This window comes from Herbiconiux sp. FW305-C-125, assembly GCF_058783455.1.
The window spans coordinates 709224-729176 of sequence record NZ_JBYSYO010000001.1; the positions used below are offsets into that span (position 1 = coordinate 709224).

14 protein-coding genes are annotated in these 19953 nt (G+C 70.9%); 9 read left to right on the top strand and 5 right to left on the bottom strand.

Features of this window, described 5'->3' with window-relative positions; all coding sequences use genetic code 11:
• Positions 1 to 5: 5 nt before the first annotated feature.
• From AC3WLB_RS03595 to AC3WLB_RS03605, 3 genes are read right to left on the bottom strand one after another with little or no spacing between them, the layout of a single operon-like run.
• Positions 6 to 2288: a family 78 glycoside hydrolase catalytic domain gene (locus AC3WLB_RS03595; RefSeq protein ID WP_492503350.1), complete on the bottom strand. Its 2283-nt coding sequence runs from the start codon at positions 2286 to 2288 to the stop codon at positions 6 to 8.
• Positions 2285 to 3202 (bottom strand): alpha/beta hydrolase, encoded by a 918-nt coding sequence (locus tag AC3WLB_RS03600; RefSeq protein ID WP_492503352.1) that lies wholly within the window; start codon positions 3200 to 3202, stop codon positions 2285 to 2287. Before AC3WLB_RS03600 ends, AC3WLB_RS03595 begins: the two co-directional genes overlap by 4 nt.
• Positions 3199 to 4200: a LacI family DNA-binding transcriptional regulator gene (locus AC3WLB_RS03605; RefSeq protein WP_492503354.1), complete on the bottom strand. Its 1002-nt coding sequence runs from the start codon at positions 4198 to 4200 to the stop codon at positions 3199 to 3201. The genes AC3WLB_RS03600 and AC3WLB_RS03605 overlap by 4 nt, the downstream gene beginning before the upstream one ends.
• 140 nt (positions 4201 to 4340) lie before the next feature.
• Between AC3WLB_RS03605 and AC3WLB_RS03610 the strand changes: the two genes are divergently transcribed.
• The 7 genes from AC3WLB_RS03610 to AC3WLB_RS03640 all read left to right on the top strand — a co-directional run bounded on the left by AC3WLB_RS03610 (position 4341) and on the right by AC3WLB_RS03640 (position 14130).
• A complete protein-coding gene (locus tag AC3WLB_RS03610) occupies positions 4341 to 5720 on the top strand; it encodes an extracellular solute-binding protein (RefSeq protein WP_031284078.1) in 1380 nt (459 codons plus the stop codon).
• A 19-nt stretch (positions 5721 to 5739) separates the two neighbouring features.
• Complete coding sequence (locus AC3WLB_RS03615; RefSeq protein WP_492503357.1) at positions 5740 to 6708, top strand: carbohydrate ABC transporter permease; 969 nt, start codon at positions 5740 to 5742, stop codon at positions 6706 to 6708.
• Positions 6701 to 7663: a carbohydrate ABC transporter permease gene (locus tag AC3WLB_RS03620; protein WP_492503359.1), complete on the top strand. Its 963-nt coding sequence runs from the start codon at positions 6701 to 6703 to the stop codon at positions 7661 to 7663. The genes AC3WLB_RS03615 and AC3WLB_RS03620 overlap by 8 nt, the downstream gene beginning before the upstream one ends.
• Positions 7664 to 7721: 58 nt before the next feature.
• A complete protein-coding gene (locus AC3WLB_RS03625) occupies positions 7722 to 8801 on the top strand; it encodes a LacI family DNA-binding transcriptional regulator (RefSeq protein WP_492503361.1) in 1080 nt (359 codons plus the stop codon).
• Positions 8802 to 8978: 177 nt separating this feature from the next.
• Positions 8979 to 12131 carry a glycoside hydrolase family 3 C-terminal domain-containing protein gene (locus tag AC3WLB_RS03630; RefSeq protein ID WP_492503364.1) on the top strand — a complete coding sequence of 1051 codons (3153 nt, stop codon included), beginning with the start codon at positions 8979 to 8981 and terminating at the stop codon, positions 12129 to 12131.
• 23 nt (positions 12132 to 12154) lie between these two features.
• The gene (locus tag AC3WLB_RS03635) at positions 12155 to 13135 is read left to right on the top strand and encodes an acetylxylan esterase (protein WP_492503366.1); all 981 of its coding nucleotides are present in this window, start codon (positions 12155 to 12157) and stop codon (positions 13133 to 13135) included.
• Positions 13132 to 14130: a hydroxyacid dehydrogenase gene (locus AC3WLB_RS03640; RefSeq protein ID WP_492503368.1), complete on the top strand. Its 999-nt coding sequence runs from the start codon at positions 13132 to 13134 to the stop codon at positions 14128 to 14130. Before AC3WLB_RS03635 ends, AC3WLB_RS03640 begins: the two co-directional genes overlap by 4 nt.
• A 54-nt stretch (positions 14131 to 14184) precedes the next feature.
• On the opposite strand, the gene AC3WLB_RS03645 is transcribed toward AC3WLB_RS03640, so the two are convergent.
• A complete protein-coding gene (locus AC3WLB_RS03645; protein ID WP_492503370.1) occupies positions 14185 to 16635 on the bottom strand; it encodes a DUF4962 domain-containing protein in 2451 nt (816 codons plus the stop codon).
• 91 nt (positions 16636 to 16726) lie between these two features.
• A complete protein-coding gene (locus AC3WLB_RS03650) occupies positions 16727 to 17914 on the bottom strand; it encodes a PucR family transcriptional regulator (RefSeq protein WP_492503372.1) in 1188 nt (395 codons plus the stop codon).
• Between the two features lie 111 nt (positions 17915 to 18025).
• On the opposite strand from AC3WLB_RS03650, the gene AC3WLB_RS03655 reads away from it, so the two are divergent.
• Together AC3WLB_RS03655 and AC3WLB_RS03660 are read left to right on the top strand one after the other, a co-directional pair.
• Positions 18026 to 19042 carry an NAD-dependent epimerase/dehydratase family protein gene (locus AC3WLB_RS03655; protein WP_492503374.1) on the top strand — a complete coding sequence of 339 codons (1017 nt, stop codon included), beginning with the start codon at positions 18026 to 18028 and terminating at the stop codon, positions 19040 to 19042.
• Positions 19043 to 19052: 10 nt separating this feature from the next.
• Positions 19053 to 19934 carry an ABC transporter permease gene (locus tag AC3WLB_RS03660; protein ID WP_492503376.1) on the top strand — a complete coding sequence of 294 codons (882 nt, stop codon included), beginning with the start codon at positions 19053 to 19055 and terminating at the stop codon, positions 19932 to 19934.
• The last annotated feature ends 19 nt before the right edge of the window (positions 19935 to 19953 follow it).

Below are 19953 nucleotides of genomic sequence, written 5' to 3' on the forward strand. Positions count from 1 at the left end.
CCGGACTACGCCGCCGGCCTCGGCACCGTCAGCTCGTGCTCCCCTGCGGGCAGCTCGCGCTCGTCGTCGCCGACCCGCACGAGCGCCGACGACCCGGGCGGCACGACGACGAGCATCCGCACCCGGCCGTCTCCGTCGAGCTCCCAGCGCACCGACGCGAGCCCGAAGGGGGTGTCGAGGCTCGTGGCGGCCCAGGTGAGCCCGCCGCCGATGCGGGGTTCGACGAGGATGCGGCGGTACCCGGGCTCCAGCGGCGCCAGGCCGCCGATCGATCGGTGCATCCAGTCGGCCACGGCGCCGAGTGCGTAGTGGTTGAAGCTCGTCATCTCGCCCGGGTTCACCGTGCCGTCGGGGAGCATGCTGTCCCAGCGTTCCCAGATGGTGGTCGCCCCCATGCTCACGGGGTAGAGCCACGACGGGCATTCGCGCTGGAGGAGGAGGGCGTAGGCCGCGTCCGCGTGCCCGGTGCTGGTGAGGGCGTCGAGCACGAACGGCGTGCCCGCGAATCCGGTCGAGATGCGATGCCCGGCGGCAGCCACGAGCTCGGCCAGGCGGTCACCGGCCCAGCCGAGGTCGTCTTCGGCCAGCAGCCCGAAGACGATGGCAAGGGAGTAGACCGTGGCGCAGTCGCTGCGGATCGTCCGATCGCCGACGTAGACCGCCCGGAACCCGGCCCGGAGCGACGCGGCGAGCTCCTCGAACTCCACGACGTCGTCGGCGTGCCCGAGCACGGCCGCGGCGTCGGCGAGGATGCGGGCGGTGCGATAGGCCGAGGCGGTCGCCACCACACCGGGGTCGGCCGCTGCGGCCGCCGGGTTGTCCGGCGGCGCCGCCGGGTCGAGCCAGTCACCGAACTGGAAGCCGGTGTCCCACACCCCGTCGGCGGAGAGCAGCGAACGCACCCGGCGCGCGTGGGCGGCCATCGACGGGTAGGTCTCGCGCAGCAGCGCCGGGTCGCCGTAGGCCCACCAGAGCGCCGAGGGCACCCAGGCGGCGGCGTCGCCCCAGATCGCCGTCGCATCGTACGGCTCGAGCTCGGTCGGGATGCCCGTGAACGTGAACAGGTCGGGCACCACGTAGGGCACCACCCCGTCATGAGCCGCCTGCTCCAGGGCCAGGTCGCGGAGCCAGTCGGCGAGGAACGCCTGCGCATCGAACAGGTACGCCGCCGTCGGGGCGAACACGGCGATGTCGCCGGTCCAGCCGAGCCGCTCGTCGCGCTGCGGGCAGTCCGTCGGCAGGGCGAGGAAGTTGCCCTGCATGCTCCGCACGACGTTCTCGTGCAGGCGCTCGAGGTCCGGGTCCGAGCAGGCGAACCGCCCGATCCGGCGGAGGTCCGACCCCACGACCACGGCGGTCACCCCGGTGTCGGCGGGGTCGGCGGTCAGCAGCGCATCCGCCCCACCCGGCCAGCCGTCGATCTCGGCGTACCGGAAGCCGTGGAAGGTGAAGGTGGGCTCGAACACGTCGACGCCGCCGCTCGCGGTATAGACGTCGGTGGCTCGCGCCGAGCGCAGCGGCCGGGTCGCGAGCTCGCCGCCCTCCAGCACCTCGGCGTGCCGCACCGTGATGCGTGTGCCGGCAGCACCGGACGCGGTCAGCCGCACCCAGCCGACGATGTCCTCCCCGAAGTCGACGATCACCCGTCCGCTCGGGCTCGACCCGATCGCGACCGGGGCGATCTCGCGCAGTCGCCGCACCGGCGGAACGGCCGACGCGACGAGCTGTGTCAGGTCGGCCTCGAACTGCTCGACCGGCGCCCAGCCGGAGTCGTCGAAGCCGGGCGAATCCCACCCCGCCTGCTCCCGCCGGGCATCGATCTCCTGCCCGCCGTACAGATCGTCGGCGAGCGTCGCCCCGGTCGAGGTGCGCCACTGCGAGTCGGTGGCGACGATCTGCTCGTGCCCGTCGGCGAAGCGGATGCGCAACTCGGCGATCGCGGCGAGGCGGCTGCCGTAGAACGCCCGGCCGCCGCCCCAGCCGAGGTGTCCGCGGTACCAGCCGTTGCCCACCCGGATGCCGATGACCACCGCGTCGCCCTGCACCAGCGCCGTCACGTCGTGCTCGGTGAAGCGGGTGCGCCATTGGTAGCTCGTCCAGCCCGGGGTCAGCAATTCGTCCGACACCGGCCGGCCGTTGATGCTGGCCTCGCAGACCCCGTGCACCGAGAGCCGCAACCGCGCGGAGGCGATGCCTCCGTGATCGGTGGGCAGCGCCACCTCGCGCCGGAAGAGCGGGGCCGCCCCACTGTCGGCCGGCGGGGAGATGAACTGCGCCGCCCAGCTCATGCAGGTGACCCCGCGCGGAGCGCCGCCGCCAGAACGGCCAGGCTGCGATCGATCTCCGGCAGAACGGGCACGGGCGGGATGTTGAGGTGCCCATGCGGGAGCCCCTCGGCGACGTCGACGACGACCGGGACGCCGACCGAGCGCAGCTGCTCGGCGAACAACTCGCCCGAGCCGCGCAGCTCGTCCACCGCGCTCAGCGCGAGGAGGGTCGGCGGCAAGCCCTCGACCGAGCCCTGCCCGGGCATGGCCGCGGTGGGGATGTCGTGGATGCGCCCGAGGTAGCCCTGAACGACCGCCAGGTACTGGCCGGGGGTGAAGCGGAGCACGGCGGGCAGCTCGTCGACCTCGAGCCCCTCGACGGCCGGCGTCGGGAAGTGCAGGCAGGGGTAGCCGAGCAGGAGGCCCGATGGCCCCGGCTGCCCGGCATCGAGTAGGCGACGGGCGGCGGCGACGGCGAGATTGCCGCCGGCCGAGCATCCGCCGAGCTGGAGTCGCGCCGGATCGGCGCCGAGGTCGGCGGCGGCACCGACGAGCCAGTTCCAGGCCGCCTGGACGTCGTCGAGTCCGGTGGGAAAGAGGGTTCCGGGCCCGGCCAGCCGGTAGTCGACGGTCACGACCAGGGCGCCCGCACGATGAGCGAGCTCCCGGGCGACGACGTCGGCCTCCGGCATGTCGACCGAGCCGCCCGAGAAACCGCCACCGTGCACCCAGAGGAGCGCGGGCATCCGTTCAGCCGCGTCGTATGGACGGTACAGCCGCAGGGGCACGGCACCGTGCGGCCCCGGCGCGGTGCTCGGCGTCACCTCGACCGCCGGCGGGCGGTACCCCTCGGTGATGGTCGCGATGGCGCGCTCGTAGTCGGCCCAGTCGGCCACCCCGGCGAGCGTGCGCAGGAGCAGCGGATCGAGGCTCATCGGGAGGACTCCCGCACGACGAGTTCGACCGGGAGCACCTGCTTCACCCGAGCGGAGCGAGGGTCGCGCCGCTGCGTGAGCAGCAACTCGGCGCACTGGTAGCCGACGGCATGCAGCGGCAGACGTACGGTCGAGATGCCGACGGCTGCGGCCTCGGGCGAGTCGCCGCACCCCACGACGGCGACGTCGCCGGGCACCGCCCGCCCCTGGGCGACGAGGTTCTGCCAGCCGCCGATCGCCGAGGAGTCGTCGGGGAAGACGAGGGCGTCGAACTGCACGCGCCGGTCGAGCAGGAAATCGCCGGCTGCTCGCCCGCCGGCTGCACCATGGCCCGGGAGGACCTGGTCGATGAGCACCGCGTCGGGATCGAGTCCGGCCTCCGCCACCGTCGCACGCGCGGTGGCCGCGCGCAGGGTGGATCGAGCGGATTCACGACCGTCCTGTGCGAGCACGATGCGACGCCGCCCGCCCGCCAGCAGGTGCTCGATCACCAGGCGGCAGGCGCTCTCGTCGTCGGCGGCCGCGGCCGACAATCGGGGTGAGACGGACTCGCCCGCGATGACGACGGCCATGCCGCGGGAGGTCAGCGACTCGGCCAGCTGATCGGTGCCCTCGCCCGACTCCAGGATGATGCTCTGCATGCCGAGCCGCTCGTAAGCGTTGAGCGCACCGCGGAGCCGCTCGTCGTCCCCGCCGGTGAAGGCCGTGAGGGCTTCGACGCCGGTTCGGCCGATGCGCTCCTGGATGCCCTCCAGCACCGCCGCCCGCGACGACGAGACGTCGACCAGCACGACCCCGATGGTCTCCAGCCGGCCGGGCGCTTTGCGGGCGCGACCGGAGGGCGTCCAGCCCAATTCGTCGATCGCGGCGCGCACGCGCCGGAGCGTGGCGTTGGTGACTCGTTCAGGATGGTTCAAAGCGTTGGAGACCGTACCGACGGAGACTCGGGCGCGCTTAGCGACATCTGCAATGGACGTCGTTGTCTCTTCAGCCATCATCTCGCTTTCCTGGTTCGAAGTGCGGTGCTCACCCCATCCTTGCACATTTGAAATAGTTCAACTAGCATCGCCAATCGCGGGGTCGAAAGTTGACGCCGCCAGCCCAAGAGATCGTGCCCACGAGAGAATGAGACTCAACGATGAAGCTCCGGATTCGACACGGCGTCGCCGCTGTCGCTGTTGGCGCAGTGGCGCTCGCAGCAGCAGGGTGCACCGCGACCGCCACCTCCTCCACCCCGCAGTTCGACCCTGACGCGCCTGTCACCATCACGGTGGGCGACCTGCCCAGCACCCAGGCCGAGGCTGCCCGCAAGCAGTTCCTCGACTCCGTCGACGCCTTCGAGAAGGCGCACCCCAATGTCACGATCGAGACCAGCGAGACCCGCTGGGACACCGGTTCGTTCTCGGCCCTCGTGGCCGGCGGAACGATGCCCACGGTCATGAGCGTCCCGTTCACCAACACGAAGCAGGTGATCGACAACGGCCAGGTCGCCGACATCACGAGCATCGTCGAACCGCTCGGCATCACCGACCAGGTGAACCCCGACACGCTGAAGCAGGCCCAGGACGACAACGGCAACATCTACGGCATCCCGACCTCGGTCGACGCCCTCGGCCTGATCTACAACCGCCAGCTCTTCGAGCAGGCCGGGCTCGACCCCGACAACCCGCCGTCGACCTGGGACGAGGTGCGTGCCGCGGCCAAGACGATCACCGAGAAGACCGGGGTGCCCGGATACCTCCAGATGACCGAAGAGGGCCAGGGTGGCTGGATCTACACCGCCACGGTCTACTCGCAGGGCGGAACGATCGAAGACCCGACCGGCACCGAGGTGACGCTCGACAGCGACCAGGGCGTCGCCGCCCTGCAGACCGTGCACGACATGTACTGGGACGACAAGTCCATGGGTTCGACCGTGCTGTTCAGCCTGAAGACGCTGATGCAGGAGTACGCCGCGAACCGTGCTGGCATGTTCATCGCACCGGTGCAGACCTACGAGTGGCTGAACAACGTCTACGACCTCGACCTCTCGACGATCGGCGCGACCCACGTGCCGCAGGCCGAGGGCGGCCCCTACGGCGCCCTGCTCTCCGGTAACGTGCAGATGTTCAACCCGAAGTCGACGCCGGAGCAGCTCGCCGCCGCCACGGAGTGGGTGGACTTCTACTACTTCGGCAAGTACACCGACGAGGAGAAGGCCGTGGCCGACGCGAAGGCGATCGTCGCCGACGGCGGAGTGGTGGGGCTGCCCGGCCTGTCGCCGCTCAGCCAGGAGGCGTACGACCAGTACCGCGAGTGGATCGCCGACTACATCAACGTCGACCCGGCGCACTTCACGGGGTACACCGACTCGCTGAACGTGATCCCGCTCGTGCCCGAGCCCGCCACCCGGGCGCAGGAGGTCTACGCCGACCTGGCACCGACCGTGCAGCAGGCGCTGACCGACGAGGGCGCCGACATCCCGGCCCTCATCAGCGATGCGTCGTCGCGGGCCGAACGAATCATCTCGCAGGGATGACCGGAGCGCACTCTCACTCATGACGCAGCAACGCACTGCCACCCCCGGCTCCCGAGCGGACACCCGCTCGGGAGCCGGGGCGGCACCTCGCCGTACCCTCCGGCTCCGCTTCTCCCGCTGGGTGAAGGGGGGCGGGGTCTGGGCCATCGTCTTCGCGGCCCCTCTGGTCATCGTCTTCGCGTACTTCTCGTGGGGACCGATCCTGCGCGGCGTCGTCCTGTCGCTGCAGAAGACGAACTTCCTCGTCACCTCCTGGGTCGGCTGGTCGAACTTCGAGTTCGTATTCACCGATCCGGTGTTGCCCAAAGCGATCGTGAACACGCTCATCTTCACCGGCATCTCGCTCGTGATCGGCGCGCCGCTGCCGCTGGCGCTCGCCGTGGTGATGGCCGAACTCCGCCGCCGCAAGGGCCTGTACAGCGCCCTGGCCTACCTCCCCGTCGTGATTCCGCCGGTCGTCGGCATCCTGCTCTGGAAGGTGATGTACCTGCCCGGCGAGGAGGGGCTGTTCAACTCGATCCTCGGCACCTTCGGCCTTGGCCCCTTCGCCTGGCTGAACTCGGAGCAGATGGTCATCCCGTCGATGGTGCTGGCCGCCACCTGGGCCGGCGCCGGCACCGCCGTGATCATCTACCTCGCCGCGCTCGGGGGCGTGCGCCCAGAACTCTACGAGGCGGCCGAGCTCGACGGCTCGGGCGTCTGGCGCCGCATCTGGCACGTGACGCTCCCGCAGATCCGCGGCGTGGTGCTCATCCTCCTGCTGCTGCAGATCATCGGCACCCTCCAGGTCTTCAACGAGCCCAAGCTCTTGACCGGCGGTGGGCCGAACAACGCGTCGATCACGATCCTGATGATGATCTACCAGTACGGCTTCGTGAACTCCAACTACGGCGCCGCCGCCGCGCTGAGCGTCATGCTCGCGCTCGCACTGGCGCTCATCTCGATCGCCTACCAGTTCGCCACCCGGAGGTGGAGCGACAATGACTGACCTCGACATTCCCGAGGAGACCACGGCGACGGTGCGCGACCGGTTCTTCTGGCGTCGCGCCCGCGGCAGCGACGAGGAAGCCACGCGCTCGGCCGTGTCGTGGGGCGATCGTCGGAGCCCGAGCGTGCGCTGGACACTGCGGATCATCCAGATCCTCGTGTTCGTGGGCCTCGTGGTCGCCTCGGTGTTCCCCCTCGTCTGGCTGGCCAAGGCGTCGATCTCCACCACGGGCGACCTCATCCGCGACCCGCTCGCCTGGTGGCCCTCCGGGATCGACCTGTCGAACTACGGCGTGGTCTGGAACGAGCTCGGCATCTTCAAGTACCTCCTGAACACGCTGTGGCTCGCGCTCGGCAGCGCCGCCGTCACCCTGGTGGTCTGCGTCACCGGCGCCTACTGCCTCTCCATCCTCCGGCCGCGGTGGGGTGCGGTGGTGTACTGGGCGGTGCTCGCCACCCTGTTCATCCCCGGCGTCATCTCGCTCGTGCCGCTCTACCTCACCGTGCTCGACCTGCCCGGTTTCGGCATCAGCCTGCTCAACACCATGTGGGCGGTGTGGCTGCCGGCCGGCGCCAGCGCCTTCTCGCTCGTGCTGGCGAAGCGGTTCTTCGACTCCATCCCCCGCGAGCTCATCGAGGCGGCACGCATCGACGGCGCCGGCCCGGTTCGGGTGCTCTGGTCGTTGGTGATCCCGCTGTCCCGGCCCATCCTCAGCGTGCTGGCGCTGCTGAGCGCCGTGTCGGCCTACAAGGAGTACCTCTGGCCGCTGCTCGTGCTGCAGGATCCGAACGTGCAGCCGATCTCGGTGGCGTTGCCCCGGGTCGAGCCGTCGCTGGAGTACTCGGCCATGATGGCGGCGCTGTTCCTGTCCCTCATCATTCCGATCGTGCTGTTCCTCATCTTCCAGCGCCAGTTCCTCCGCAGTGTGGGAATGGCGAATGGCATCAAGGGGTGACCCGGCTCCGGATGGGCTGAGCTAGGGTCGGTGACGTGGAAAGCGTGAGGAGGTCGCGATGAAGGCAGCTCCCGAGAATCCTGCTCGGCGCGCGAACCTGCGCGAGGTCGCGGCGCTCGCCGGCGTCTCGTTGTCGACGGCCTCACGCGTGCTGTCCGGCACCTACCCCATCTCCGGCGCCACGCGCGAGAAGGTCGTCGGCGCCATGCGCGAGCTCGGCTACTCCGAGTCCCGAGCGCGCCGGCGCGAGGCCACCCGCACCATCGGTGTGGTCGTGACCGACGTGCGGTCGTCACTGGTGTCGGGCGTCACCGCCGGCATCGACGCCGCCGCCGCCGAGAACGGCCGCATCTGCATGATCTACCCGACCGAGGGCGACTTCGACCGCGAGCGCGACATCGTGCGCCTCGCCGCCCGCCAGCGCGAACTCGACGCCCTCGTCTTCGTCGGCGGCCGGCAGCTCGTCGACGACTACCCCGACCGGCTCGGCGACTACCTGACCATGCTCGGTGAGGTGGATGCCCGGCTGGTGCTCTGCGCACGCCCCGGCGATGCCGGCGCCGATCTCGGCGCGCTGAGCGTCGGCTACGACAACGAGGGCGGCGCCTTCGCCGTCGCGAGCTACCTCGCGTCCAGGGGACACCGGCGCATCGCCTGGGTCGGCGGCTTCCGCAACCACTCGACCACCGAGGGCCGGGTGCTCGGCGTGCAGCGAGCGCTCGCAGCGCACGGCCTCGAACTCGAGGTGGCCTACCGGGAGTCGGTGCAGCCGAACAGCAGCCGCCGCATCCGCACGATCGATCAGACCTACGCGAACACGCGCCGGCTGCTCGAGGAGCACCCGGATGTGACGGGCATCGTCGCGAACAGCGACTTCCACGCCGTCGAGGTCGTGCGCGCGCTGCACGACGCGGGGGTCGACGTGCCGAACGACATCTCGGTGGTCGGCTACGACGACAACGAAGTGGCCGTGCAGATACGCCCGAACCTCACCACCGTGCACCTGCCGGTGTTCGACCTCGGCTGGGAGGCGGCGCGCCTGGCGGTCGAGAAGCCGCTCCCCGGCATGCCCGGCTCGGTCGTCGAACTGGGCACCCACGTGGTCGTGCGCGACTCCGTGGCTCCGCCCCGGGCGTAGTCCGCACCTCCCCCGGCACCGCCTATCGCGGCACGCGCCATCGCGTGCCGCGATTTGGCGCGCCTGCGATCAGAAACGCCGATTTGCGCTTTGTTTCTGCAGTTTGTTTCTGTAATGTCTCTAATGCGTTTCTACGCAGCGTTACCCATCGCAATCCCACTCGTGAGGACCCGATTCATGACACGACGGCGTGCTTTTTCCACCTTGGGCTGTCCCACCGCGGGAATCGACGAGATCGTGCGGCTGGCGGAGACATCGGGATGGAACGCGATCGAGCTGCGCTCCAGCACCGAGACGGCAGTGCACACGGGCATCGACCGGGCGCAGCGGGCGGACATCGCGTCGACGCTCGGCAGCGTCGAGCGCGTGTGCCTCGCGACGTACCTGACCCTCGACGGGCCCGACGCCGACGACGCGCAGGTGATCGCGGGCCTGCGCGCCGAAGCCGATCTCGCCGGCGACCTGGGGTTCACGGCCATCCGGGTGTTCGCCGGCGGCGACGACGACACGGCGATCATCCGCCGGCTCCGCGCTGCCGCCGGCCACGCGGGCGTCGACATCTGGCTCGAGACCCACGACAGCCACCCCACCGGGCTGTCGGTGGCCCGGGTGCTCGACGCGGTCGACGACGAGCGCGTCGGCGCCATCTGGGACATCGCGCACCCCTGGGTGGCGGCGGAACCGGTCAGCACCACCGCGGCCCTCCTCGCCCCGTGGCTCCGCCATGTGCAGATCAAAGACGTCGGGAGCCGCCGTGACCCGCGGCCGGTGCTCCCGGGAACGGGCGCGCTGCCGCTGGAGGAGGTGCTGATCCAGCTCGACTCCCGCGGCTACGACGGCTACCTCAGCCTCGAGTGGGAACTGCGCTGGCACCCCGAACTCCCCCCGCTCACCGAGGCCCTTTCGGCCGCCGATGCGTGGCTGGCGGCCCATCCGCGGGCACCGCGCACGCCCGTGCGGAACGTCGAAGAGGCGCTGGCCGCCCTCACCCTCGACGAGAAGGTGGCCCTCGTGAGCGGGCGCGACTTCTGGACGACGGCGCCCGTGCCGCGGATCGGATTGCGCCCCATCGTGTTGTCCGACGGCCCGGCGGGGGTGCGCGGCCCGTCGATGGACGAACGGCAGCCCTCACTCAACCTGCCCTCCGCGGGAGCGCTCGCGGCGAGTTGGGACCCGGCGCTGGCCTACCAGGTGGGCACCGACCTGGCCTCCGAGGCGGCCCGGCACGGGGTCGACGTCGTGCTCGGCCCGACCGTCAACCTGCACCGCACCCCGCTCGGCGGGCGGTCGTTCGAATCGTTCTCCGAAGACCCATACCTCACCTCCGCCCTCGCGGTGCGATACATCGCCGGGCTCCAGGACAACGGGGTGGGCGCCTGCGCCAAGCACTACGTGCTGAACGACTCGGAGACCGAGCGCATGACCGTCTCGGTCGAGGCCGACGAGACGACCCTCCGCGAGCTCTACCTCCGCCCCTTCGAGGATGCGGTCGCCGCGGGGGTGTGGAGCGTGATGAGCGCCTACAACTCGGTCGACGGCGTGCGGATGACCGAACACGACCTGCTCCGCGATCCGCTCCGTTCGGAGTGGGGCTTCGACGGCGCGGTGGTGTCGGACTGGTCGGCCGTGCGGTCGATCGACGCGGCGTCGGCCGGCCAGGACCTCGCCATGCCGGGCTCCGACGGAGTGGCGGGCGGGGTCTGGGACGATGCGCTGCGCGCCGCCGTCGAAGCGGGAACGGTGCCGGTCGAGACGCTCGACGAGAAGGTGCTGCACCTGCTGACCCTGGCCCAGCGCGTCGGCGCGCTCGGCGCCGATCACCGGGTGGCCGTGAAGCCGGCCGCCGAGACGAGCGAATCCGCTCGGCGCCTGCTCGAGCGGGGCTCGGTCCTGCTCAGCAACGACGGCACCCTGCCGCTCGCCTCCGGCGAGCAGCCTCTCCGGGTGGCCGTGCTCGGCCCGGGAGCCGTCCGGCCCCGCACCCAGGGCGGCGGCAGCGCAGCGGTGATCCCCGATCACGTCAGCACTCCGGCGCAGGCGCTCCGGGCCATCCCGGGAATCGAGGTCAGCGAGCACGCCGGCGTGGTGGCCGAGCATCCGGAACCGTTCCGTGCCGAGGAGTTCCAGGCGCCCGACGGCACCCCGGGAGCGATGCACGTCGTCCTGACGGATGCGGCGGGGCGCGTGCTGAGCGATGAGCTCCGCACCTCCTCGCGCCTGATCTGGCTCGGCGGCCTGCCGGTCGCGGCGCGCGAGCTGACCGCGGAGTTCGACGTGCTGCCGCAGCAGGACGGCCCGCTCGAGCTCGTGGTGGAGCTGCCGGCCGGCGGCTCGCTGAGTGTCGACGGCGCCCGCGTGACCGGGGAGTCGCGACTGTCGGCGCAGCTCGACGCGATCGCGGGCCGCGCCGTGCGGGTGGTGGTCGTTGCCGACGCACCGGAAGACCTGGAGCTGCGGATTCTCGACGTGCGCATCGGCCGGGTCCTCCCGGCGGATGCCGCCGAGTTGCGCGCGGCGGCGATCGCCGCGGCCGAGGCGGCCGACGTGGCGATCGTCTTCGTCGGCACGGATGCCCGCATCGAGACCGAGGGTCGTGACCGCACCGACCTGGCGCTGCCGGCCGAGCACGACGCCCTGGTCGAGGCGGTCGCCGCGGTCAACCCCCGCACGGTCGTGGTGCTGAGCGCCGGCGCCCCCGTCGAACTGCCCTGGCGCGACCGGGTCGCCGCGATCCTGCTCACCTGGTTCGGCGGGCAGGAGTTCGGCGAGGCGGTGGCGGCGCTCCTGACCGGTCAGGCGGAGCCGGGCGGCCGGCTTCCCACCACCTGGCCGGAGCGTCTCGCCGACGCCCCCGTGCAGAACGTCGTGCCGACGGACGGCACCCTGTGGTACGAGGAGGGTGTCGCCATCGGTCACCGCGCCTGGGCCCTCAGCCCGGCCGGTCCGGCCTTCGCGTTCGGCCACGGCCTGGGGTACACCTCGTGGCGGGTGGGCGATGTCGTCGCCGAGACCGACGACGACGGGGAGACCACGGTGGTGGTCGTGCCCATCAGCAACACCGGAGCCCGGCGCGGCCGTCAGGTCGTCCAGGTGTACCTCTCACGCGCCGAGTCGGCGGTGACCCGGCCGCCGCTCTGGCTCGGCGCGTTCGCCGCCGTCGAGCTCGAGGCCGGCGCGCGTGCCGTCGTGCGCATCCGCGTGCCCCGCCGGCAGTTCGCGCACTGGTCGACCGATCAGCACTCCTGGCAGGTCGAGCCCGGCGCGTTCACCGCCCACGTGGGCTTCTCGGCCACCGACATCCTGCAGTCGATCACGCTGTCGACGAACTGACCCCCGACCTCCACGAGGACCTCATGCAATTCGACTTCCCCCTCGAGCAGCTCCGCGCTCACTCCCCCGAGCTGACCGTCCCGGCCGACTTCGAGCCGTTCTGGGCCGACAGCCTCGCCGAGGCCCGTACCTTCGAGCTCGACGTGCAGCTGACGGAGGTCGACCTCGGCTTCCCGGGGCTCCGCACCTTCGACCTGTCGTTCGCCGGATTCGGCGGTGACCGCATCCGGGCCTGGCTGCGGCTTCCCGTGCATACCGGCACCCGCCCACTGTCCGGGGTGGTGGAGTTCCACGGCTATCGAGGCGGCCGCGGATTCGCGCACGAGCCGCACCTCTGGCCCCAGGCCGGCTTCGCCCACCTCGCGGTCGACACCCGCGGGCAGGGCGGCGCCTGGACGGCGGGCGCGACCCCCGACCCGCACGGCGGCACGGGTGCCGAGGCGGCGGGCTGGCTCACCCGCGGCATCGCCTCGCCGGCCACCTACTACTACCGGCGGGTCTTCGTCGACGCCGTCCGCGCGGTCGACGCCCTCCGCAGCCTCCCCGAGGTCGACGCGGATCGGGTCTTCACGACCGGCGTCAGCCAGGGCGGGGGCATCGCACTCGCGGCGGCGGGCCTCGTCGGCGACCTCGCCGGCGTCGTGGCCGATGTGCCGTTCCTGTGCGACTTCCCCGAGGCGCTCGCGCTCTCCTCCGAGAACGCCGGCGGCTGCGCCGAGCTGATCCAGTACCTGATGCTGCACCGCGACCAGGAGCAGCACGTGCTCGACACCCTGGCCTACTTCGATGTGGCGAACCTCGTCACGCGGGCGCAGGCGCCCGCGCTCGTCTCGGTGGGGCTGATGGACGCCCTGTGTCCGCCGCGGACGGTCTTCGCCGCCTTCAACCGCTATGGCGGGCCGGACAAGGAGATCGCGGTGTACCCCTACAACGCCCACGAGGGCGGCGGGGCCCACCAGGCCTGGCGAGCTGTCGAATGGGTCCGGTCGAGGAGCGCCGCATGAGCGCCCGGCGACCCAAGGCGCTCCTGTCGATGTGGAGCGACGTCGTGGGTGAGGTGTTCCCGCCGGCGGTGCGCGCCGAACTGGACCAGGTGGTCGAGCTGCTCGACCCGCGCCCGCTGACGAGCCTCGACGACCAGGTCGCCGGCTGCCTGCCCGAGGCGGAGGTGCTGATCACCAGTTGGGGTGCCGTGCCGATCGGCGCCGAGCTGATCGCCCGCGCTCCCCGGCTCCGCGCCGTCTTCCACGCCGCGGGCTCGGTCAAGGGCACCGTGCTCGACGCCGGCTGGCGTTCGGGTCTCGTGGTCACCTCGGCGGCGGCGCTCGGCGCGCAGCCCGTGATCGAGTACACCGTCGCGGTGATCACGCTCGCCACGCACCGCATCTTCCCGCTCGCGCAGGCGTACCGCCACGGCGAGTTCGTCCCGGTGCGCGGGCGTCGTGGGCGGCCGGGCACACGGGTCGGGATCGTGGGGGCATCCGCGATCGGCCGGGGCGTGATCGAGCGCCTGGTCGCCGACGACTGGGATGTCGCGGTGTACGACCCCGTGGCCGACCCGGCGTCGATCGCCGAGCTCGGTGCCCGGCAGTTGGAGCTCGACGAGCTCTGCGCCACGAGTGACATCGTGTCGTTGCACGCGCCCGATGTGCCCGCGACCCGCTTGATGATCGACGCGCGGCGGCTGGCGCTGATGCGCGACGGCGCCACCCTGATCAACACGGCTCGCGGGGCGCTGGTCGATCACGACGCGCTCCGGGCGGAGTGCGCGAGCGGCCGCATCGATGCGATCCTCGACGTGACCGACCCCGAACCGCTCGCGCCCGACGACCTCCTGCTGCAGCTGCCCAACGTCTTCTGCTCGCCGCACGCGGCGGGGGTGCAGGGCACGGAGGTCGCGTCGCTCGGTGCGTTCATGGTGGCGGAGCTCGGCCGGTACGGCCGGGGGGAGCCGTTGCAGGGCGCCGTCGACCACCGGCTGCTGCCCGTGCTCGCCTGAGTGCGGCGGGCCTGAGCGCGGCGGGCCTGCACAGGGCAGGCCCGCCGCACCGGTTCAGGGCAGGTCGAAGACGAGCGTGTGTGCGGCCGTCGGCTCGAGCGCGATCGTGATCCGCCCGTTCGCTCCCACCGTGTAGTAGTCGCGGAGCGTTCCGTCGACGGTCACGCTGAACGGTCCCGGGTTCAGGTGCCCGAGCACCAGGTTCGCCGCGGGAGTCGCCCCCGGAGCCACCGCATCGACCTGAACGGTGAGCGCCGTTCCGTCGGTCTCGAGCCGGAGGTTGCGGCGGGTGCCGGCCACCTCCACCCGTGCGCCGACGAACTCCACGAACGTCGCATCCACGGCCGTCAGCTTCGTCGGCACCGGTGTCGCGCCTTCGCTCCGCACGAGCAGCGCCCGTGCGTTGCCCGATGCGCCGGCCGGCGAAAGGGCGCCGTAGCCGTCGCTGGTGGTGGCGATGGCCACGGTGTCGACGCGGTTCGGGCGGGTGAGGTCGGCCGAGAACTGGCTCCCGCTCACCGACGAGGTGAGGGTCGCGGCATCCGCTGCCGAACGCTGGGGCACGAGCGCGGTCGCGATGTGCGCCGAGGTAGCCCCGGGCACCGTGGTGCGCCAGGTCGTGCCGAGCTCGGGGAGGAGGCCCGCACCGTTGGTGAAGGTGGCACCGGAGTCGGGCGAAGACTGCAGATACCGGGCGGTGACCGTCGAGGAGCCGACCGTCTGCGCGATGTCGCTGCCTCCCGTCACCGACGACGCCGTGCCCTTGCTGTGGAACAGCGAGTGGATGTCCTTGGCCGAGGAGGCCACGACGTCGTCGAGCACGATGGCGGCCTGCCGGTCGACGTAGGCGATGGTGCGCCGGGAGCGGGTGATGCCCGAGGTGCTCGGGGCGGCGTAGAGCCCCGAGGTGTCGGCCACCACGACCGTGTCGGCGCCGAGGGCGCTGACGGCGGGGATGGAGGCGCGCCCTCGCATGTCGGTGTAGGGCTGGGTGAACCCGGTGGCCCGCTCGCCCGCCTGCCCGATGTCGGCGCCCGCCACCACGCTGTTGGTCTGCTTCGTGAGGTAGGCGCCGTAGGGCGCGTACGCACCGAAGATGGCTCCCCCGAACGACATGCTGTAGTGGCCGCCGTCGGGGTGATCGTGACCGACGTTGATGTAGCGGGAGTTCGGGCCCAGCCGGTCGCGCCACTCGTTGAGGCGCACGCCACCCATCACACCCGCCTTGAGGTGCAGGGAGACACCGGTCGCGCTCCAGTCGGAGCGGGAGGCGAGCACGCCGAGGTCGGGGTAGAGCCGGGTGGTCTGCCGGTCGTCGAGCCCCGACGCCGCGAGCGAGTCGTCGTGCCAGAGCAGGTTCCAGGCGTTGTAGAAGAACGAGCTCACCCCCGCCGGACCCGACTGGTACAGCCGCTGCAGGAACTCCTGCAGCTGCGTGTCCTGGTACTTCGAAGCGATGTGCCAGAGGTAGGGGTTGAAGTAGTAGAGCGATCCGTCGGTGTCGCCGTAGGAGAACTGCCCGACGTTCGTCGGCAGCGAGACGTCGATCTTGAACGAGCCCATGCCCGGGATCTCGGGCTCCGCCCAGAGGTCGCCGCTCCCGATCGATTCCAGCACGTCGACGGCGCGCACCAGGTGCTCGTTGCCGTAGGTGGCGTAGGTGATGCTCTCGTGCTGCGACCCGTCCGGCGAGATCCAGCTGAGCACCTGGCGCAGCTGGCTCCGGCCGAACTCCAGCCGGTAGTCGTCGCTCTCCATGCTGTCGGCAGCGCCGTCGCCGTGGATCGCCGCGGCCGCGGTGACGATACCGTCGATACGGAAGTGGCGGTGGTTCGGCTGGGGATCGTTCTTCCAGTACGCGTCGGTCGCGACCGAGGTGTTCGAGAACTGCGCGATGAGGCGATCGGCCTGCAGGGCGAGCTTGTCGCGGATCATCGCGCGCTCGGTGTCGCTGAAGAGTTCGTAGCACCAGTCGTAGGCGATGGCGACCGCGATGAGCGCGACGGCGTTCGACATCGAGCCGCCGTTCTCACCGCCCCAGTCAGGGAAGTTCGCTGGGTCGGCCACGTAGAGCGTCCAGTTGCGGAGCTTGGTGGAATACGCCGTGTCCCCGGTGATGATGTACGACATCGCGAGCTCGGGAATGCCCCAGTACACCGTCTGCCACTGCCCGTCGTTGCCGGCACCGGTGATGGTGGGCAGGGCCGCGCGGGCGGTCGCGTACCCGAGCATGGTGCTCACGAATCCGGCGTATGCGGGAGCGGCCGCGCGACGCTGCACCTCGGCCACCGAGACGCGCGTGCCGAGGATGAGTCGCGGATGCTGGCCGGTGAGGGCCGGATCGATCAGGCCGCTCGCGGGCGGCACGGTACCGATCGCCGGCGTGAGGCCTTGGCTGCCGGAGATGGCGGCCACCGCGGTGGCGCCGACCAGGGTGCCCAGCAGGAGGCTTCGCCGGGAGACGGGACGGTCGGGAACAGGAGGTGGATTTCGATCGGTGCGCACGGGACTCCTCGTTGAATTGTGCCTGTTGTTTCAGTTTGTTGCTGAAACATTGTGGATACGCAGGCACGCTAATCCTCGCCGCGCAGCGACGTCAAGGGGCAATCGGGTTCATGCGCAACCAGAGCAGGGCAGTCGCCAGCTGCACGAAGTCGGACATCACGAGGGGGTCGAAGCCGGTGAGCTGATGGATGCGACGCATCCGGTACGTCACGGTGTTCGGGTGCACGAACAGGGCCTTGGCCACCGCCGATTGCGAGTGATTGCACGCAACGAGGGCCTCCACCGTGTCGATCAGGTACGGATGGTCGCGGAGCGCCCCGAGGCGGCTGTCGACCAGCCGGGTGGCGAGTTTCGGCTCCCGCGCCAGCAGCACCTCGAGCAACACGTCCTCGAACGGCACGACCCGGGTCGACCGCACCCCGCTGAGGGCCACGGCCACCGCATCCCGCGCCTCCTGACTCGACTCGTGCGCGGCGACGAGGCCGTCACTCACCCCGCCGAGCCCCACCGCGTACTCGACCGACGACTCGAATCCGTCGATCGCCCGGCCCAGAGCCTCCCGGATGCCCGAGGCACTCCCGCGCGGCCGGGCGAGTGCCACGGTCAGCCGGCCCATGTCGCCGAACAGCAGTGGGCCGCTCACGAAGGGCTGCAGCGCGCTCGCGATCCGCTGCCGCAATCGCAGCACCTCCACGTGGTCGGCCGCACGAACGCTGCCGATCGCGAACGAGAACCACGGCCCCGGCTGTTCGACCCCCAGAGTCCGGGTCCACTGATCGAGCTCGTTGCCGGCCGGCATGCCGTTCGCGATCGCGGTCACCAACTCGTTCTCGACCCGGCGCTGCGCCGCCTCGAGCGCCGACGCCGTCTCGCGGTAGGAGTTGATCATCTCCTCGGTCAGCAGGTCGAAGGTGCTGATGATGAGATCGGCGTAGTGACTCGTGAGCTCGACGGGCCACGCCGGGGAGCCGGAGAACAGGTCGAGAAGCACCGTGCGCTCGGTCGAGCGGTAGGCCTGGATGACCGATTCCAGGGGAACACCCTGGGCGGCACGGCGGCCGCCCAGGTGCTGACCCGAGACGAGCTCCGCCCGCGTCGGCGGGGTGCCGCGCTGCAGCACCCGCACAGCGAGCTCGATGTTCCGCGCCACGGACGGCATGAGCTCGGACTTGTCGAAGACGTCGTCGGAATAACCCGCGTAGGTGTTCCACATCAGCTCGACCGCTCGGGCGGTGAGCGCCTCGACGTCGGGCTCGTACCGCAGAGATTGTGAGACCATCCCAAAATCCTAGGAGGATCGTTAGGAATTGTCCCGTCGTTTTGGGAATCCCGCACATGTGAGTCTTGATTCGTGACAGAGCAGTCACCCGAGACCCCACGGGAGAAGCCAATGACGGCCATTCAGCAGATCGAAGCAGACCTCACCGTCCCGACCCCCGCCCTGATCGACGACATCAGCCGCCTCGACGGCGACATCATGGTGCTCGGCGTCGGCGGCAAGGTCGGGCCGAGCGTCGCCATCATGGCGCGCCGCGCCATCGTCGAGGCGGGCGTCGACAAGCGCGTCTACGGGGTCGCCCGGTTCAGCGACCCGGCCGCCCGGGAGTCGCTCGAGAGCTACGGCGTCGACGTCGTGCCGGCCGACCTCACCGACGACCTCGAGCTCGACGGGCTCCCCGAGGCCCGCAACGTCATCTTCATGGCGGGCAACAAGTTCGGCACCACCGGCAACGAGCACCACACCTGGATGATGAACTCCTACCTGCCGGGACGGGTGGCGCAGCGCTTCCGCGACTCGCGCATCGTGGCGTTCTCCACCCTGGTGACCTACCCGCTCGCCGACGTCTCGACGGGCGGTTCACGCGAGTCGGATGCGCCCGGCCCGATCGGCGAGTACGCCATGTCGTGCCTCGGCCGGGAGCGCACCTTCGAGCACTTCGCCCTGAAGCATGAGACCCCGCTCCTGATCTTCCGCCTCGGCTACTCGATCGAGACCCGGTACGGCGTGCTGCAGGAGATCGCGCAGGCCGTTCACGACGGCACCCCGATCCCGCTCGCCATGGGTCACGCCAGCGTCATCTGGCAGCGCGACGTCGCGGAGTACGCCATCCGTTCGCTGCACCTGGCCAGCACGCCGCCGCGCCGGCTGAACATCACCGGACCCGAGATCGTCTCGATCCGCTGGCTCGCCGAGAGGTTCGGCGAGCGCTTCGGCACCCGCCCGGTGTTCGACGGCGTCGAGTCGGGCACGGCCTACGTGATGGACGGCTCCGCGCAGCAGGCCGAGTTCGGCTTCCCGTCGACGACGCTGGCGCAGATGATCGAGCGGGTCGGCGACTGGGTCGCCGCATCCGGCCCCACCATCGGCAAGCCCACCAAGTTCCAGCAGCGCAACGGCGAGTTCTGAGGCGCGCCCGATGACGAACACCGCCACCGCGGCCACGCAGCTCGCGAGCGACGGCGACGGCGGAACCCCCGCCGCGCCGGCCCGCCTGCGGCGCCGGAACGCCTGGGCCAAGAACCACCGGTGGATCATCACGCTGGGCGTCGGGGTCTTCGTGCTCCTCGCCTGGCAGGCGATCGCCGTGCTGTTCGACCTGCCCACCTACATCCTGCCGACCCCGGTCGACGCGGCGGAGTCGCTCTGGACCAACCGCGACGAGCTGTGGGCCGCCACCCTGGTCACCACGGGCGAGGTGCTCGCCGGCTTCAGCATCGCGGTGGTCATCAGCATCCCGGTGGCCATGCTCCTCGTCTCGTTCCGCTGGTTCGAGACGGTGGTGTACCCGTTCATCGTGCTGCTGCAGACCGTGCCGAAGATCGCGCTGGCACCGCTGTTCGTGGTGTGGTTCGGCTTCGGCATCCTGCCGAAGGTGCTCGTGACCTTCCTGATCTGCTTCTTCCCGATCCTCCTCGACACCATGACGGGGCTGCGCTCGTCGAACCCCGACATGGCGAGCCTCGTGCGCTCGATGGGCGGCGGGACGTGGGCGATCTTCCGCAAGGTGCGGTTGCCGGCCGCGCTCCCCCACGTGTTCGCCGGCGTGAAGGTGGCCATCACCCTGGCCGTCGTCGGTGCGGTGGTGGGTGAGTTCGTCGGTGCCACGCAGGGGCTCGGCTATCTGCTCCTGCGTGCGAACGCGAACCTCGACACGCCCCTGCTGTTCGCCGCGATCGCGATCCTCACGGTTCTCGGTCTCGTGCTCTACTACGCCGTCTCCCTGGTGGAGCGGCTCGTCATCCCGTGGCACGTCTCCCAGCGCGCCGAGGGCACCGTCACCACCGGCCCGGCCGTCTGAGCCGGCGACCATCCTGCCC

Coding starts and splice junctions, on each gene's coding strand:
- AC3WLB_RS03655 (WP_492503374.1), top strand. CDS start 18,026: ATGACGGCCATTCAGCAGATCGAAGCAGACCTCACCGTCCCGACCCCC.
- AC3WLB_RS03610 (WP_031284078.1), top strand. CDS start 4,341: ATGAAGCTCCGGATTCGACACGGCGTCGCCGCTGTCGCTGTTGGCGCA.
- AC3WLB_RS03660 (WP_492503376.1), top strand. CDS start 19,053: ATGACGAACACCGCCACCGCGGCCACGCAGCTCGCGAGCGACGGCGAC.
- AC3WLB_RS03635 (WP_492503366.1), top strand. CDS start 12,155: ATGCAATTCGACTTCCCCCTCGAGCAGCTCCGCGCTCACTCCCCCGAG.
- AC3WLB_RS03650 (WP_492503372.1), bottom strand. CDS start 17,914: ATGGTCTCACAATCTCTGCGGTACGAGCCCGACGTCGAGGCGCTCACC.
- AC3WLB_RS03630 (WP_492503364.1), top strand. CDS start 8,979: ATGACACGACGGCGTGCTTTTTCCACCTTGGGCTGTCCCACCGCGGGA.
- AC3WLB_RS03595 (WP_492503350.1), bottom strand. CDS start 2,288: ATGAGCTGGGCGGCGCAGTTCATCTCCCCGCCGGCCGACAGTGGGGCG.
- AC3WLB_RS03600 (WP_492503352.1), bottom strand. CDS start 3,202: ATGAGCCTCGATCCGCTGCTCCTGCGCACGCTCGCCGGGGTGGCCGAC.
- AC3WLB_RS03615 (WP_492503357.1), top strand. CDS start 5,740: ATGACGCAGCAACGCACTGCCACCCCCGGCTCCCGAGCGGACACCCGC.
- AC3WLB_RS03605 (WP_492503354.1), bottom strand. CDS start 4,200: ATGATGGCTGAAGAGACAACGACGTCCATTGCAGATGTCGCTAAGCGC.
- AC3WLB_RS03625 (WP_492503361.1), top strand. CDS start 7,722: ATGAAGGCAGCTCCCGAGAATCCTGCTCGGCGCGCGAACCTGCGCGAG.
- AC3WLB_RS03620 (WP_492503359.1), top strand. CDS start 6,701: ATGACTGACCTCGACATTCCCGAGGAGACCACGGCGACGGTGCGCGAC.
- AC3WLB_RS03640 (WP_492503368.1), top strand. CDS start 13,132: ATGAGCGCCCGGCGACCCAAGGCGCTCCTGTCGATGTGGAGCGACGTC.